The sequence below is a fragment of the Archangium sp. genome (assembly GCF_036277355.1).
GTDB lineage: Bacteria > Myxococcota > Myxococcia > Myxococcales > Myxococcaceae > Archangium.
In genome coordinates this window covers 1-15,139 of sequence record NZ_DASUNC010000126.1, presented here as the reverse complement: position 1 = coordinate 15,139, position 15,139 = coordinate 1, and the positions used below count along the sequence as shown (strand labels likewise).

9 protein-coding genes are annotated in these 15,139 nt (G+C 71.6%); 6 read left to right on the top strand and 3 right to left on the bottom strand.

The window, feature by feature from the left end; all coding sequences use genetic code 11:
- Nucleotides 1–123 precede the first annotated feature (123 nt).
- Both VFZ09_RS30810 and VFZ09_RS30805 read left to right on the top strand, forming a co-directional pair.
- Nucleotides 124–3,090: a choice-of-anchor D domain-containing protein gene (locus VFZ09_RS30810; RefSeq protein ID WP_329731281.1), complete on the top strand. Its 2,967-nt coding sequence runs from the start codon at nt 124–126 to the stop codon at nt 3,088–3,090.
- 124 nt (nt 3,091–3,214) lie between these two features.
- Nucleotides 3,215–4,123: a metallophosphoesterase family protein gene (locus VFZ09_RS30805; protein WP_329731280.1), complete on the top strand. Its 909-nt coding sequence runs from the start codon at nt 3,215–3,217 to the stop codon at nt 4,121–4,123.
- Nucleotides 4,124–4,140: 17 nt separating this feature from the next.
- On the opposite strand, the gene VFZ09_RS30800 is transcribed toward VFZ09_RS30805, so the two are convergent.
- From VFZ09_RS30800 to VFZ09_RS30790, 3 genes are all read right to left on the bottom strand, one after another.
- Nucleotides 4,141–4,473, bottom strand: coding sequence for a hypothetical protein (locus VFZ09_RS30800; protein WP_329731279.1), 333 nt, complete (start codon nt 4,471–4,473; stop codon nt 4,141–4,143).
- Entirely contained in the window at nt 4,466–5,071 is a 606-nt protein-coding gene (locus VFZ09_RS30795) for a tlde1 domain-containing protein (protein WP_329731278.1), read from the bottom strand. The genes VFZ09_RS30800 and VFZ09_RS30795 overlap by 8 nt, the downstream gene beginning before the upstream one ends.
- A 136-nt stretch (nt 5,072–5,207) precedes the next feature.
- A complete protein-coding gene (locus VFZ09_RS30790; protein WP_329731277.1) occupies nt 5,208–6,110 on the bottom strand; it encodes a phosphatase PAP2 family protein in 903 nt (300 codons plus the stop codon).
- Nucleotides 6,111–6,162: 52 nt separating this feature from the next.
- Between VFZ09_RS30790 and VFZ09_RS30785 the strand changes: the two genes are divergently transcribed.
- The 4 genes from VFZ09_RS30785 to VFZ09_RS30770 all read left to right on the top strand — a co-directional run bounded on the left by VFZ09_RS30785 (nt 6,163) and on the right by VFZ09_RS30770 (nt 14,967).
- On the top strand, nt 6,163–9,414 hold the full coding sequence (locus VFZ09_RS30785) for a PD-(D/E)XK nuclease family protein (protein ID WP_329731276.1): 3,252 nt from the start codon (nt 6,163–6,165) through the stop codon (nt 9,412–9,414).
- Nucleotides 9,407–13,069 carry a UvrD-helicase domain-containing protein gene (locus VFZ09_RS30780; protein WP_329731275.1) on the top strand — a complete coding sequence of 1,221 codons (3,663 nt, stop codon included), beginning with the start codon at nt 9,407–9,409 and terminating at the stop codon, nt 13,067–13,069. The genes VFZ09_RS30785 and VFZ09_RS30780 overlap by 8 nt, the downstream gene beginning before the upstream one ends.
- A 35-nt stretch (nt 13,070–13,104) precedes the next feature.
- Nucleotides 13,105–14,415 (top strand): adenylosuccinate synthase, encoded by a 1,311-nt coding sequence (locus VFZ09_RS30775; protein ID WP_329731274.1) that lies wholly within the window; start codon nt 13,105–13,107, stop codon nt 14,413–14,415.
- A 123-nt stretch (nt 14,416–14,538) separates the two neighbouring features.
- Complete coding sequence (locus VFZ09_RS30770; RefSeq protein WP_329731273.1) at nt 14,539–14,967, top strand: PH domain-containing protein; 429 nt, start codon at nt 14,539–14,541, stop codon at nt 14,965–14,967.
- The last annotated feature ends 172 nt before the right edge of the window (nt 14,968–15,139 follow it).

Genomic DNA, 15,139 nt, shown 5'->3' with positions numbered 1-15,139 from the left:
CAGCGTTGGGTAACGAAGGGGTGTCGCGGTGCGGCGGGCCCCGGGGTTGCAAGAGCCCTCACCCAAGGTGTGGCTGGTGATCGCGCGGGCGGTGCAGGCGCTCGCCGGTCCGGGGAGGTTGCGATGTTGGGAATGCGCTGGGTGTGCGTGGCCGCGTGCCTGATGGCCCTCGCGGGGGCGGGCTGCGATCGGCCGTCGTCGCATCGGGCTCCGTCGGGGTTGGGGGCGTCACCGGAGAAGCTGGAGTTCGGGCTCTCGGCGGTGGGCGTGACCAAGACGATGAAGGTCCGGCTGTCCAACCGGGGCCGCGCGCCCTTCAGGGTGCACGGCGCCCGGGCCACCCTGCCCAACGTGGAGGTGGCGCCCTTCGACGCCTTCGAGCTGAAGGCCGGCGGAGAGCGCGAGGTGGAGGTGCGCTTCACGGCGGACGTGGAAGGCGCGGTGGCCGGCATGCTGGAGGTGCTCACCGACGCCGACAACGTGGGCCGGGAGGGCGTGGCGAAGCTCGGCCTGGACGGGCAGGGCGTGAAGGCGCTCGTGGAGGTGCCGGCGCGCGCGCTGGACTTCGGCAACGTGGAGCTGGGCCAGGTGGAGATGCGCGAGCTGGTGGTGCGCAACCCCACGCGGGTGGAGAGCCCGGTGCGCGTGTCCTTCGACGGCGCGGACGCGGATCAGTTCGGCTCGAGCGAGGCGGGCAGGTCCTTCCTGCTGCGGCCGGGAGAGGAGCGCCGGGTGCCGCTGTCCTTCAGCCCGCAGCGGCTGGGCGCGGCCGCGGCGCAGGTGCACGTGGGCGTGGAGTGCCCCATGTGCGAGCCCGTCGTGGTGAACCTGTCGGGCACGGGCATCGCCACGCTGCTGGAGGTGACGCCGCTGCGCGTGGACTTCGGCCGCGTGCCGGTGGGGGCCACCGCCGAGGAGCGCGTCATCGTGCGCAACCTGGGCACCGAGGCCATGGCGTACGGCGGGGTGAAGCTGCTGGACAACACGGGCAATGCCTTCCGCGTGGTGAGCGCGCCCCCGGTGGCCGCCGGGGTGCTGGCCGCGGGCGCGGTGGCGGAGATTCGCGTGGCCTTCACGCCCACGGCCCCCGGCCCGGTGCGCGAGGCGCGGCTGGAGCTGGACGTGAAGCCCCTGGGCACCTCGAAGCCGGGGCCCAAGGTGTCGCTGCGGGGCGAGGTGGGCAACTCGTGCGTGGCGCTGCAGCCGGATCCGCTCGACTTCGGCGTGGTGGCCGAGGGCATGAGCGCCACCCGGGACGTGCAGGTCATCAACCGCTGCCGCACGGACGTGCTGCTGAGCGACGTGGCGCTCACCACGAAGAAGGGCGGCTACTTCCTGCTGGCGACGGCGCCCTCCAGCCTGCCCATTGCCGCGGGCCAGTCCGCCGCCGTGCCCATCACCTTCATGCCGCGCGCCGGCCTGGGGGAGGGCGCGGCGGAGCTCTCCGTGAAGATCAGCAACGGCGCCAGCATCTCCACCGAGGTGGTGGAGGTGAAGGGCACGGGCAAGGTGTTCGCGCCCTGCGAGTACGTGCTGGAGCCGGAGGTGGTGGAGTTCGGCAGCGTGCCGGTGGGCTCCGAGGTGACGCTCGGCGCGACGGTGCGCAACACCGGCACGTCCGAGTGCTTCCTCAAGGGGATGCAGGTGGCGGGCGGCTCGGATGACGCCTTCCGGGCGGAGCGGCTGGGCAACCAGGTGCTGATGCCGGGGCAGCGCGCGCGGCTGCTGGTGCGCTTCAAGCCGGGCTCGGAAGGGGAGTTCTCCGGCATGGCGGAGGGCTGGGTGAACCACGCCAGCGCCGGCCATCTGCTGGTGCCGCTGCACGGCCAGGGCGTGCAGGGGTGCTTCTCGGTGCAGCCCACCAGCCTGGATTTCGGCATCACGCGGCTCACCTGCGGCCCGCGCGAGCGCGAGCTCATCGTCTACAACGACTGCCCGGGGCCCACCACCGTCAGGGCCCTGCGCACCGAGGGTGATGCCTCGGACTTCAAGGTGTCCCACGGCCTCGCGTTCCCGGCGGTGCTCGCCCCCAAGAGCCGGGTGGCCATGAAGGTGACGTACGAGCCGTCGAGCGACGGGGATGACGCCGCCGCGCTGCGGTTCGACCTGGCCACGGGCGCGCCCTACACGGTGGGCCTGATGGGCAAGGGCGTGCTGAAGAACGAGCAGACGGACGAGTTCGTCCAGGAGGCGCAGGCCAAGGTGGACGTGCTCTTCGTGGTGGACAACTCGGGCTCGATGATGGACGAGCAGCAGAGCCTGGGCGCCAACTTCTCGGCCTTCCTGTCCCACGCGGGCGAGGCGGGCGTGGACTACCACATCGCCGTCACCACCACGGGCCTGGAGCGCTCCTCGGGCGGCTGGGCGGTGTGCCCCGGTGGCGCCGAGGGCGGTGAGAATGGCCGCTTCTTCCCCGTGGACAACTCCTCGCCCCGCATCATCACGCCCTCCACGCCCGGGGCCGAGGCCGTCTTCGCCCGCAACACCAACGTGGGCGTGTGCCACTGGAACGAGCAGGGCCTGGAGGCCATGTACCGCGCCCTGTCGGATCCGCTCGTCTTCGACATGGATGACCCGCGCACGCCGCAGACGCTGGACGGCAACGCCGGCTTCCTGCGCGAGGACGCCAAGCTGGCCATCATCGCCGTCACCGACGAGGAGGACTTCTCCCCGCAGCCGGTGTCCGCCTACGAGACGTTCCTGCTGGGCCTCAAGGGGGGGGATCGCTCCAAGGTCCTCTTCTCCGCCATCGCCGGGCCTGGGGACCTGACCACCTGCCCGCGGGCCAGCAGCACCGGCAGCCGCTACATCCAGCTGGCCCAGGCCACCGGCGGCGTGGTGGAGAGCATCTGCACGCCCAACTGGGCCGAGTCGCTGGAGCGCATCTCGGAGAACGCCTTCGGTCCCAACCGCTCCTTCCCGCTCAGCGAGACGCCCGCGGACACCTCGCGCATCGTGGTGCGCGTGGACGGTGGGGTGGTGACGGGCGGGTGGACGTACGACGCGGCCAGCAACACCGTCATCTTCGACGTGGACAAGGCACCGCAGCCCGGGGCCAGCGTGCAGATCACCTACCCGGTGGGCTGCTAGCACCGGGAGTGCGAGAGGCTCGCGCGGGGGGCGCTCTTCGCGGGGCGCCCCTTTTCCTTTTTGACACACTGCGCGGTAATCCCACTCGACAGCACGAGGGGGGCGGGGCAGGGTGATGGGTACGATGGCTCCAGAATCCCTCCTGGTCGCCGCAGTGGGAGACATCCACGGCCGCTTCCGCCGCGTGGACTCGTGGCTCGACGCGCTGGCGGAGGCGCGGGGCCGTCCGGTGGGCCTGGTGCTGGCCGTGGGCGACGTGGAGGCCTTCCGGCAGGCGGATGATCACCGCCGCAAGGCGGCCAAGCGCGCCATGCCCGCCGAGTTCGCCGAGTACGCGGACGGCATCCGGGAGATGTCGCGGCCGCTGTACTTCATTGGCGGCAACAACGAGGACTTCGAGGCGCTGCACGACGGGCCGGAGGGCTTCCAGCTCGCGCCCAACGTGCACTACCTGGGGCGGGCGGGCCTGAAGGAACTGCACGGGCTGCGGGTGGGCTACCTGTCGGGCATCCACGCGCCGCGCTTCTACGGGCAGCCGTTGAAGCGGCCGCGCTCGCTGGATACGGCGAAGCAGGCCGGGTACTTCCGCGCGCCCGAGGTGGAGAAGGTGGCGGCGCTGAAGGACATGGATCTGCTGCTGGTGCACGAGTGGCCGAGAGGGTTGCCGCAGCGGGCGCAGGAGCGCGAGGTGCCGCCGCCGGGCCGGACGCTGCCCTCGTACTGGATTGGCAATCCCATCACCCGGCGGCTGGTGGAGACGGTGCACCCGAAGTGGGTGCTGTGCGGGCACTCGCACCGGGCCTTCGCGGTGTCGCTCGGGGGCAACGCGGCCAGGCCGCTGACGCGCGTGGCGTGCCTGGACCAGGCGGCGCGGCCCGAGGAGTCGGTGTTCTGGATGGAGTTCCAGGGCCGCGAGGTGGCGTGCGCCGGGTGGGGTGTGTCGGGCCAGGTGTCGTGGCGGGCCGGGCAGCCGTGGGGCCTGGGCGTGCTGCCGGCGCCCGTGGAGCCCGAGCCCCTGGGCACGGGCTGCTGACACGCGCCGGTGAAGCGTCAGTGTCCCCCGCCATGGAGCAGGCCCACGAAGACGACGCCGTCCAGGAGCACCACGCCCAGCGCGAGCCACATCCGGCGGATGGGCGTCCGGGTGACGAAGGTCAGCACGAGTCCGCAGCAGAGCAGCAGCGCTTCGAGCAGGAGGAGTCCTGAATAGTGGAGGCTCGAGCGGTAGCGGAGGCCGCCCACCTCCGTGCCGAAGCGGTACTCCTCGGGATGCAGCAGGTAGGAGGCCAGCGTCGCCACGCAGAGGGCGAGCAGCAGGAAGATGAGCAGCTGGAGCAGCCCGTTGAGCCAACGAAGCCAGCGCGAGGCCGGTGGGCTACTCATATTTCACGGTCAGGTCCATGTCCTTGCCATAGGCCCGGAACATCTTGACGAAGTTGGGCATCTGGCCCACCAGGTCGATGCACCCGGCGGAGCCCGCGCTGTCGCCTCCATGAATGGAGAACCCGCTGCGCCCGTAGGTCTTCGTCCCGGACTTGGGTTTCAGCCAGATGCGGTGCTTGCCCCAGGAGCTCTCTCCACCCGGCCAGCCGCCGCGCCCCAACTCGTTGATCAGCTTGTCGAGCAGGCTGCGCTCCGGCATCTGCTGGTACTGCCCCTGGGCGACGAGCCACTCGCCTTCGGGAATGGGTCCCTTGTCCGCCTTGTCCTGGTGCTCCCTGGTCTGGTAGCCGCTCCTTCCCGAGACCGCCGGCCAACTGGTGGCGCAGATCTTGTCGGGGAAGGCCTGCCTCCAGCGCAGCATGTGGCCGTTGAAGTGGAGCGTGGCGGGCTCCACGGAGGCCTGGGGCGCCATGATGCGGGCGAGTTGTTGGATGACCTGCTCGTCGCTCATCAAGGAGACCTGGACGGTAGGCGCCGCCCTGGCGAGCCACTGCCTCGCCTGCTGCATGGCCATGGGGGTGCTGCGAAAGAAGTGCATGTGTTGCCCTGTCCAGGACATGCCGTGCTCCTCCAGGCTCCGTACTCCGCGATGGGGCTAACTCAGTGTCATCCGCCGGGCACGTCAAGTGCTGAATGGTGCACCGGGGTTCTGCCTCCCCTGACCCCTGGCGGCCTCAGAACTGCCCGGAGAACATCACACCGCCGAGGCCACCGGACACGTTCATCGACATGCTCGTGGCTCGGGACGCCGGCGCCTCCTCGCGGCCGTGGAGCAGCAGGGGCATGCCCACACCGAAGATCGTGCCCGCCGCCGCGCCCACCAGCACGTCCGTGAGGTAGTGCCGGTCCGCGCCCATGCGCAGCAACCCGATGGACGCCGCCGCCGGCAGGCCCACCGCCCAGATGAGCCAGCGGTTCTTGTAGCCGCGCAGCTCGGACACCGTGCCCGCCGCCGTGACGAGCGCGAAGGCCATGTTGGTGTGCCCGCTGTAGAAGGACAGGTTGTTGTCGGTGGGGTGCCTGGTGCTGCCCTTCTGGTCCTCGGGCAGCACGTGGACGAAGGGGCGCTCGCGGCCCACCGAGAACTTCACCACCTGGTTCACCAGCGCGGCCACCGCCACCGACTCGATGATGATGGTGGCGTCCTGCGCGTAGTACCTCAGCGGCGCGCCGCTCCCCGAGGACAGCAGGTACTGCGCCCCGAGCACGCCCACCGGGAGCACGCCGAAGCCTCCGATGTTGCTCCACAGGTCCCAGCGCTCGCGGCCCTCGAACGTGTCCGCGGCCACGCTCCGGCCCCACCGGTCGAATCCGTTGAGGGTGTCCGTTCCATCCACCGAGCGGTCGCACCAGCGGCAGGTCTTCGGAGCGAGGTCCTTCTTGAAGAGGGCCTCACTGCCGATCCACAGCACCCCGGCGGCGGCGGTGATGGCTCCATCACGCGTCCAGTCGAAGTCGAGCGCCTGGACCGTGGGGGCGTCCGCGGCCTGCCGGGCCGCCGAGGGGAGGGCCTCGGAGGGGAGGGGGGAGGAGGCGGCCAGGGAGGCGAGCGCTAGAAAACAAAGAGCGGTTGGCATATCGGCGAGCATAAATACGCCCTCCGCCCCGTTCTACACTCCGCCGCCCCGTATGACCGATTCTCGCCGTACCCTCCAGGTCTTCCCCGACAATGGTCGCCGTCTGGCCGCCCTGCGCGCGGCCCGCGGCCATGCGGGAGTCGTGCGGGGGGACGCCTTCCTGACCTGGGAAGGCTTCCTCGATGCACTCGGAGGCGCGCGGGAACTGGGCCGCCGTCCGTGCTCGCCCGTCGTGGCGCGCACCGTGGTGGCCTCGCTGGCCCAGGGCCTGAGCGACACCCCCTTCGGCGACTACGTGCACGAGCCCGCCTTCGCCCGCGCCGCGCTGGAGGTGCTGCTGGACCTGAAGGCCGGCCGGCTCTCCCCGCGCGAGCTGCAGGACGCGCTGGAGGTGCTCCCTCCCGAGCGGCGCAACCGGGCCCGGACGCTCGCGTTGCTGCACCACGGCTACGAGCAGAAGATGGCCGAGCTGGCCCTGGCGGACCGCGAGGACGTGGTGCGCGGGGCGCGCGAGGCCCTGGAGCGCCAGGCCTGGCCCGCGGCCTGGGACGACGTGGGCCACATCGTGCTGCACGGCATCTACGACGTGCGGCCCTCGGGGCTGGAGCTGCTGATGGCCCTGGCGGCCGTCTGTGACGCGCGCCGGGTGACGATGCGCGTGGAGACGCCGGTGGGTGGCTCGCCGGTGGCGGACGCGGCGCTGGCGGCGCTCTTCCGCGCCTTCGAGAACCGGGGCGAGACCCTGCCCCACGTGGACCTCTTCAAGGCGGACGTCACCTTCGAGTCCCGCCCCATGGTGGATCTCGGCCGCCACCTCTTCTCGCCCCGCGCGGCGAAGGACGTGCTGAAGGACGCGGTGGAGGGCCTGCGGATGTGGAGCGCGGGCTCGGCGCGGGACGAGGCCCGGCTCATCGCCCGGGACGTGCGCCGCAAGGTGTCCGAGGGCGTGCCTGCGGGCAGCATCGCCGTGGCGTGGCGCGACCTGGGCTCCGAGGCCCGCTGGGTGGCGGACGCGCTCGGCGAGCTGGGCGTCCCCGTGCGCCTGCCCTGGGGCGAGCCGCTCGCGCTGGCCGGCCCGGTGCGCCTGGCGTTGGACCTGCCGCTGCTGGTGGAGGACGGCTTCCCCGCCGAGCGCGTGGCCGATCTGGTCTCCAGCCGTTACGCGCCCGCGCTCTCCCGGGGCGCGCCCGCGGCTCCGGCGACGCTCCTCACGCTCGCGGCGGTGCGGGATGACCGGCTGGGCGCGACGCGGGGCAAGGGCGCGTACGACCTGCGCCTGGAGTCCCTGGCGAAGCGGCTGGAGCCGTTGCCGGACCAGGTGCGCAAGAAGGAGCAGCAGCGCGCCCACGAGGCTCGGGTGCTGCGCGAGCGGTGCCTCTTCCTGCTGGAGTCCTGCCGCCGCATTCCGGAGCAGGGGCGGGTGTCGGAGCTGCTCGCCGCGTGGTGGCAGGTGGTGCGGCGGTTGGGGCTGCTGGACTCGGAGGGGCCGCTGGAGGCCGCCTCGGAGGACGGCCTGGGTGCGCTCGTGCTGGATGCCCGGGCCCGGGACGATGCCGCGCGGGCGGCGCTCACGCAGCGGGTGCGGGAGCTGGAGCGGACGCTCGCGGCGGTGGGCGGAGGGCCCCGGCTGAAGCGGCGCACCTTCGGCCGCTGGCTGCAGGACATGATGCGCGACGTGCACCTGCCCGCGCGCGGGCCCGCGACGGGCGCCGTGGAGGTGCTGGACGTCCGCGAGCTGGAGGGGCGCACCTTCGAGCATGTCTTCATCGGCGGCATGGCCGAGGGCCGCTTCCCCGGCCGTGATGCACCCAATGCGCTGCTGGGGGACGCCGAGCGCATCGCCCTCAACAAGCACCTGGGCCGGGACATCTTCCGCCTCACGGGCGGCGAGTTCGAGGATCGCGCGCCCTGGCGCCTCACCGAGGATCGGCTGCTGTTCGCCAGCGTGCTGGCCTCCGCCGGGGAGACGGTGAGCCTGTCCTTCGCGGTGGAGGGGCAGGGAGGCCAGGAGCAGGCGCCCTCCACCTTCCTGGAGGAGGTGCGGCGGTTGACGGGCATGTCGTGGGAGGCGCGCTCGCTGCCGGCCATCGCGCCGCTCGACGAGGTACTCACCGAGGCGGAGCTGCGCCAGCGCGTGGTACTGGAGTCGCTCGCGCTCCCGCGGCTGCGCGTCTCCACGCCGGACCCCGCCCGGAACGTGCTCCAACAGCACTTCGAGGCCGCGCCGTGGCTCGTCTCGGCGAAGGAGATGGTGCAGGTGGAGATCGAGCGCCTGCACTTCTTCGGAGACACGCGCAAGCGCGCGGGCCGCTACACGGGCGCGGTGGAGGATCCGGCGCTGGCCGAGGCCGTCCGCGAGGCGTTCCGTTTCGACCAGGACCGGCCGCTGTCGGCCTCGGCGCTGGCCCGGTTCGGCAACTGCGGCTTCCAGGGGTTCCTGTCCTACGGGCTCAAGGTGCCCGAGCCGGAGCAGCCGGGCGAGGAGTTCGATCGCCGGGGGCAGGGCGTCTTCTGGCACCGGGTGCTGGAGGAGTTCTTCAAGCGGCTCAAGGAGCGCGAGCTGCTGGGCCGGGGCCTGGAGGAGCTCCCGGAGACGCTGCTGGACGAGGTGCTCGACGAGGTGCGGGCGCAATTCGAGCAGCGGCACTACGTGGGCCACCCGGCGCTGTGGAGGCTGGCGCGCGAGCGGGCGAAGAACATGGTGCGCCGCATCCTCATGGACGAGCGGCGGGGCCTGCCCTTCGAGCGTTTCGAGCCCGCGGGTTTCGAGCTGCGCTTCGGGCCGCGCAACCCGGCGGAGGGGTGGAACGAGGTGACGCTGCGGGTGGGCGAGGATGTCATCCACTTCGAGGGCACCATCGACCGGCTGGACATGTCGGGCGGCGAGGTGGGCGTCATCGACTACAAGTCCGGCAAGCTGTCGAAGTCGGAGCTGAAGAAGAAGCTGCTGGACTCGGACTTCCAGCTGCCGCTGTACCTGTACGCGGCGCGGGCGAGTGGTCATCGCAACACGCGCAACGCGGCGTGGTTCTCGCTGCGCACGGGAGACGTCATCTACCTGTCCGACGTGCTGGAGAAGGACGCCGTCGAGCTGGAGGAGCTGCTGTCCACCGAGCCGCAGGTGCGGGAGCGGCTGGCGGCGGAGGCGAAGCCCAACCTGGCCAACGCGGTGGAGGCGTTGGTGAACACCGTGAGGGCGGGGCAGTTCGCCATGAGACCGAAGGACTGCGGGAGCTGCGGCTACCGGGCCGTGTGCCGCATCACCGAGCGGCGGCTGGTGGAGGAGGAGGGTGCCCATGAGTAGGCCCTTCCACCTGGCGCTGGAGAAGAACCTCGCCCTGATGGCGGGTGCCGGCGCGGGCAAGACGTACAGCCTGGTGACGATGACGCTGCACCTGCTGGCCGGGGCGCGCGAGGGGGCCAAGCCCTTGCGTCCCTCGCGGCTGTGCATGGTGACGTTCACCGACAAGGCCGCGGCGGAGATGCGCGCGCGTGTCCGGGCGCGCCTGGATGCGCTCGTGCAGGCCGAGCCGAAGGCCCTGCTGGAGCCGGAGCTGCGCGCCTCGCTCGAGCGGCTGGGTCAGCCCTTCCCCACGAAGGACGCCTGGCGCGCCATGCGCGAGGAGCTGGGCTCGGCCTCGGTGGGCACCTTCCACTCGCTGTGCGGCCAGCTGCTGCGCCGTGCGCCGCCGGGCTCGGGGGTGGACGCGTCCTTCGAGGTGCTCGACGAGCTGGAGGCCCGCACGCTGGTGCTGGACGTGTGCGAGCGCGTGGTGCTGGACGCGCTGGAGGCCGGTGAAGCGGGCGTGCGCGAGCTGTGCCAGGAGCTGACGTTCTCGGGCTCGGACTTCACCGAGGGCCTGGTGTCCTCGCTGTCCGCTACCTACGGCAAGCTGCGCGAGGAGGGCCTGCGCGCGGCCGAGGTCCGCATCTCCAGCGCGGACGAGATGCGTGCCGGCTTCGAGGCGCTCGCCGTGCGGTGCAAGGGCCTGTGCGCCACGGTGAGCGAGCTGGACAAGAAGGGCGAGTGGCGCGAGCTGCGCGAGAAGCTCGAGGCCACGCTGGAGGGCCTCACGCCGGAGAACTGCTTCGAGCCCGAGCGGCTGCCCTCGCTCAAGGCGGCCTTCCTCGAGGACGGACGCGACGTGCGCCGGCTGAAGAAGGAGCCAGGCAACTCGATGAAGGAGCTGTACTGGGCCTTCTTCGGGAAGAGCGACGGCTCGGTGATGCGGCTGGAGGATGCGTACGCCGGGTGGCGCACGGCGCCTTTCGAGGCCTCGTTCCGCTCGTTGCTCTCGCAGGTGGAGGCACGCCACGAGGAGGAGTTCGCCCGGCGCAACGCCCTGGACTTCACCGCGCTGCTGGTGAAGACGCGCGACCTGCTGCGAGACATCCCGGACTACCGCCGTCAGGTGCAGGAGCGCCTGGGCGCGCTGATGGTGGACGAGTTCCAGGACACCAACCGCCTGCAGCTCGAGCTGGTGCTGCTGCTGGCCGAGAAGCGTGACGGAGGCCCGCGCCCGGTGCGCCCGGACGAGAGCCTTGTGGACGCGCTCCCGTTGGAGCCTGCCTTCCTGTGCGCGGTGGGAGACCGCAAGCAGTCCATCTACGAGTTCCGCGGCGCGGACGTGTCCGTCTTCGAGGTGCTGGCGAAGAAGATCGAGTCCGAGGGCGGCGTGCGGGACTTCCTCCAGCACAACCGGCGCTCGGTGCCGCCGCTGCTCGAGTTCTTCAACCACGCCTTCGCGGGCGTGCTGGTGGGAGGCGAGGGAGGCGCGCGCCCGTACGAGGTGGTGTACGTCCCGAAGGAGGACGACCTCGCGGCGGTGAGGGAGGAGCGGGTGCCCGCGCCGGTGGTGGAGCGGCTCGTGCTGGACGACGAGGAACTCTCCACGGGCGAGCTGCGCGCGGCGGACGCGGAGTCGGTGGCGAAGCGGCTGAAGGTGATGCTGGCGCCGGGGGCCGAGCCCCTCGTGGAGCGCGAGGACAAGGAAGGCCTGCGTCCGGTGCGTGGCGGGGACGTGGCCATGCTCTTCCGGACCTTCACGCACCTGGAGGTGTACCGGCAGGCGCTCATCCGCCACGGCATTCCGCACCGGGTGTTGCGCGGACGAGGCTTCTACGGCGCGCAGGAGGTGCTGGACCTGGCCTCGCTGCTGTCGCTGCTGGCGGACCCCGATGACGCGCTCGCCTTCGCGGCGGTGTTGCGCTCGCCGATGGTGGGGTTGTCGGACGCCTCGCTCTTCCGGCTCGCCGGGCCCGAGGGCCTGTCGTTGCCCGCCGTGGAGCGCGGAGGCTCCTCCTCTTTGGAGGGGCTGCCCGAGGGCGAGCGGGCGCGGCTGGAGCGCTTCCTCACGGCGCTACCGTCGCTGCGGCGCGAGCGGGACCGGCTCGGTGTGCGCGCGTTGCTGCTGTCCGCGATGGAGGTGACGGGCTACCGCGAGTCGCTGGCGGGCACGCCGTACGCGGAGCAGGCGAGCGCCAACGTGGAGAAGCTGCTCTCCCTGGCGGGCCGGCGTGACGAGCGCGGCACGGGTGGCTGCGTCACCTTCGCCCGGGAGCTGCAGCGGCTGGCCAACGAGGAGCCCACGGAGGCCCAGGCGGATCTGCTGGAAGCGGGAGACCCTCGCGCGGTGCAACTGCTCACCATCCACCGCGCCAAGGGCCTGGAGTGGCCGGTGGTGATGGTGCCGGCGCTCGGCAGTCTGCGCCGCTTCACCAGTGGACGGGCGCTCTTCGAGCGGACCCATGGCCTGTGCTTGCGGCCGTGGTTGCCGGACAGCCTCGACAAGTACCGCTCCCCCCGCTACGACGAGGTGAAGGACGAGCTGCGGCGGCGCGAGACGGCCGAGTACCGGCGCGTGCTGTATGTCGCGCTCACCCGAGCCCGGGACAGGCTCATCCTCTCAGGCGGCGAGGAGCGCGGCGCGTCCGACTCGTGGTGGTGCCTGCTCGACGAGCGGTTGGGCGAGGACCCGCGGCTGCGCGGGCTCGTCGAGGACCTGGACGTGGAGACGTTGCCCGCGCCCCCGGAGGTGGACGAGCCGGAGGCCGTGGACCCGTCGGAGCAGGAGGCTCGCGTCGAGGCGGCCCTGCAGCGCGTGCACGACGTCCCCGCGCCTGCCACGCCCGAGGTGGCGGCGGTGGGGACCGAGGCCGTGCAGGACTTCGTGGTGTGTCCGCGCCGCTACCGGTACGTGCACCAGCTCGGGCTGCGCGCGGAGGGAGCGCCCTGGGAGACGCCGCCGCGCGTGTCACCGCTGTACATCGAGCGGGATGCCTGGGGCGCACCGGCGCTGGCTGTCTCGGACCGGGTGCTGGCGCTGCTGCGCGGGGTGGACTTCCGGCTCGCCACGACTCCGCCCGCGGAGCGGCGGGGCCGGCTGGAGGCGCTCGTGCGCGAGGTGGGCTGGGACCTGGGCGAGGACGGCGTGGAGGAGGCGCTGGCCACGGTGGAGCGCTTCCTGGGCACGGCGTTCGCTCGCAAGCTGGCCGCCGCTCCCGCGTCGAGCGTGCATCGCGCGTTGCCCTTCGTCCTGTCCCTGCCGGGAGATGCTCCGGCGGCGCTCGAGGGCGAGGTGGACCTGCTGTGGCAGACGCCCGCGGGCGAGGCGCGGGTGGTCGTCTTCAAACCGGGCAAGCGGTCGCCTCGGGGCGTGGAGGCGCATGCCGAGTCGCTGGCGGCCGTGCTGCTGGCCTCGCGGCGGCTGGTGCACGAGGGCGTGCCCGTGGAAGTGGGGGTGGCCTTCCTGGGCGAGGACGTGCCGGAGCCCGAGTTCCCGGCGCCCGCCGTTGACATGCAAGTCATCACCGAGCGCCTGCGGGAAGCGGCTCGGGGGCTGGTGGAGGCGGACGTGCGGGGCCGCTGGCCGGGCAGGGAGCCGTCGGTCTGCCAGACGCTGGCCTGTGGTTATGCCGGCCATTGCCATTCCGGATCACTTCCCACTTCAGGGCGATGACGGCCCGTGGGGAAGCGTGGTAAGCGGGCCGCAATATGCCGAACGTCGTCGTCATCGGAGCGCAGTGGGGAGATGAGGGTAAGGGCAAGGTCGTGGACCTGCTCACCGAGCACGCCCAGGTCGTCGTCCGTTTCCAGGGCGGCAACAACGCGGGCCATACCCTCGTGGTGGGTGGCCAGAAGACGGTGTTGCACCTGATCCCCTCGGGCATCCTCCATGCGGGGAAGACCTGTGTCATCGGCAACGGGGTGGTGTTGGACCCCGCCGTGCTGGTGAAGGAACTGGATGCCCTCAAGGAGCGCGGTTTCCTCAAGGACGACTCGCACTTCCTCATCTCGGACAACGCGCACGTCATCTTCCCGTGGCACAAGCTGCTGGACACGTACCGCGAGAAGGCCCGCGGCGTGAGCGCCATCGGCACCACGGGGCGTGGCATCGGCCCGGCCTATGAGGACAAGGTGGCGCGCCGCGGCATCCGCGTGCGCGACCTGCTCAACGCCGAGCGGCTGCGCAAGCGCATCGACGAGCGGCTCCCGGGTGTGCGCGACGAGCTGCGCGAGCTGTGCCGCGCCGCCAACGAGACGCCTCCCGAGCTGGACGCGCAGAAGTTCCAGGACGAGTTCTCCGCGCTGGGTGAGCGGCTGCGGCCCCATGTCACGGACGTGTCCCTCTACCTGGCGGGCCAGGTGCAGCGTGGGGCGCGCATCCTCTTCGAGGGCGCCCAGGGCACGCTGCTGGACGTGGACCATGGCACCTATCCGTTCGTCACCAGCTCCAACTGCGTGGCGGGCAACGCGGCGGTGGGCTCGGGCCTGGGCCCCACCACCATCGACAAGGTGATGGGCATCAGCAAGGCCTACACCACGCGCGTGGGCGGTGGCCCCTTCCCCACGGAGCTCACGGACGAGACGGGGGACCGGCTGCGCAAGGTGGGTGACGAGTTCGGCGCCACCACGGGCCGTCCTCGCCGGTGCGGCTGGCTGGACGGCGTGGTGCTGCGCTACGCGGTGCGCGTCAACGGGCTGTGGGGCATGGCGCTCACCAAGCTGGACGTGCTCTCCGGCCTCAAGACGCTGCAGATCTGCAACGCCTACGAGCTGGACGGCAAGCGCATCACCGAGCTGCCCGGGGACTACGAGGACCTGGCGCGCGTGAAGCCTCTGTACGAGACGCTGCCGGGCTGGGACGACAAGCTCGCCGGGGTGCGCACCTTCGACGAGCTGCCCGAGGCCGCCAAGCGCTACGTGCGCCGCGTGGAGGAGATCTCCGGCGTGCCCGTGGTGTGCATCTCCGTGGGTGCCGACCGCGGCGAGACGGTGCTGCTGCAGAACCCCTTCCGCAGCTGAGCCGTCCGCGTCTGAGGAACTCCGGACACTCGGAGTTCCCGGAAAGACGTGCCCCGGACTCCCTCGGCAGGAAAGCGAGAGAGCGGGTGGCGGATGTCAGGCCCCCGCCTTAGCTTTTTCGACATGAACGGGGGCGATCCGAAGGCAGGCAGGCAGGTGTTCCGCCCACACGCAGTGCTCGCGGCCATCATGGGCGCCGCGACCCTGCTCTGGCTGGGCGTCTTGTTGTACCTGGTGCGGTTCGAGGGGGTTCCGGTCCAGACGTTCCTCTCGGCGCTCTTCTTCGTCCTCTTCTTCGCGGTGTCGGTGACGTACTACGGCCGCACGCGAATCATCGTGGACGCGGGAGGCATCACGTACCGGGGACTGGTGCGCACGCGGCGCTTCTCCTTCGCGGACATCCGCAAGGTGGACGTGCTGCCCGGGCCGGTGACGGTGTACGCCGTGCGCGCCGGCCGGGGCCTGGTGCACTTCACCAGCCTCTTCGCGGACCACCGCCGCCTGGCGCGGCTCCTCGTCGAGCGGGCCGGGCTCCTGCCGCTGCGCGCCTGACCTGGGGGCCATGAGGCCCGGTCCATTTTCCCCTAGCCCGGATTATTCACCAGGGCCTGGCGAGAAGCCGCGAAGGGGCCGTGCGCAGACCCAGGGGGCACGATCTGGCTCGTTGCCCCTATCTGTCAGGTGAGCGGAAGTCAGGTTGGCAAAGGGGCGCCAAATCCGTGGG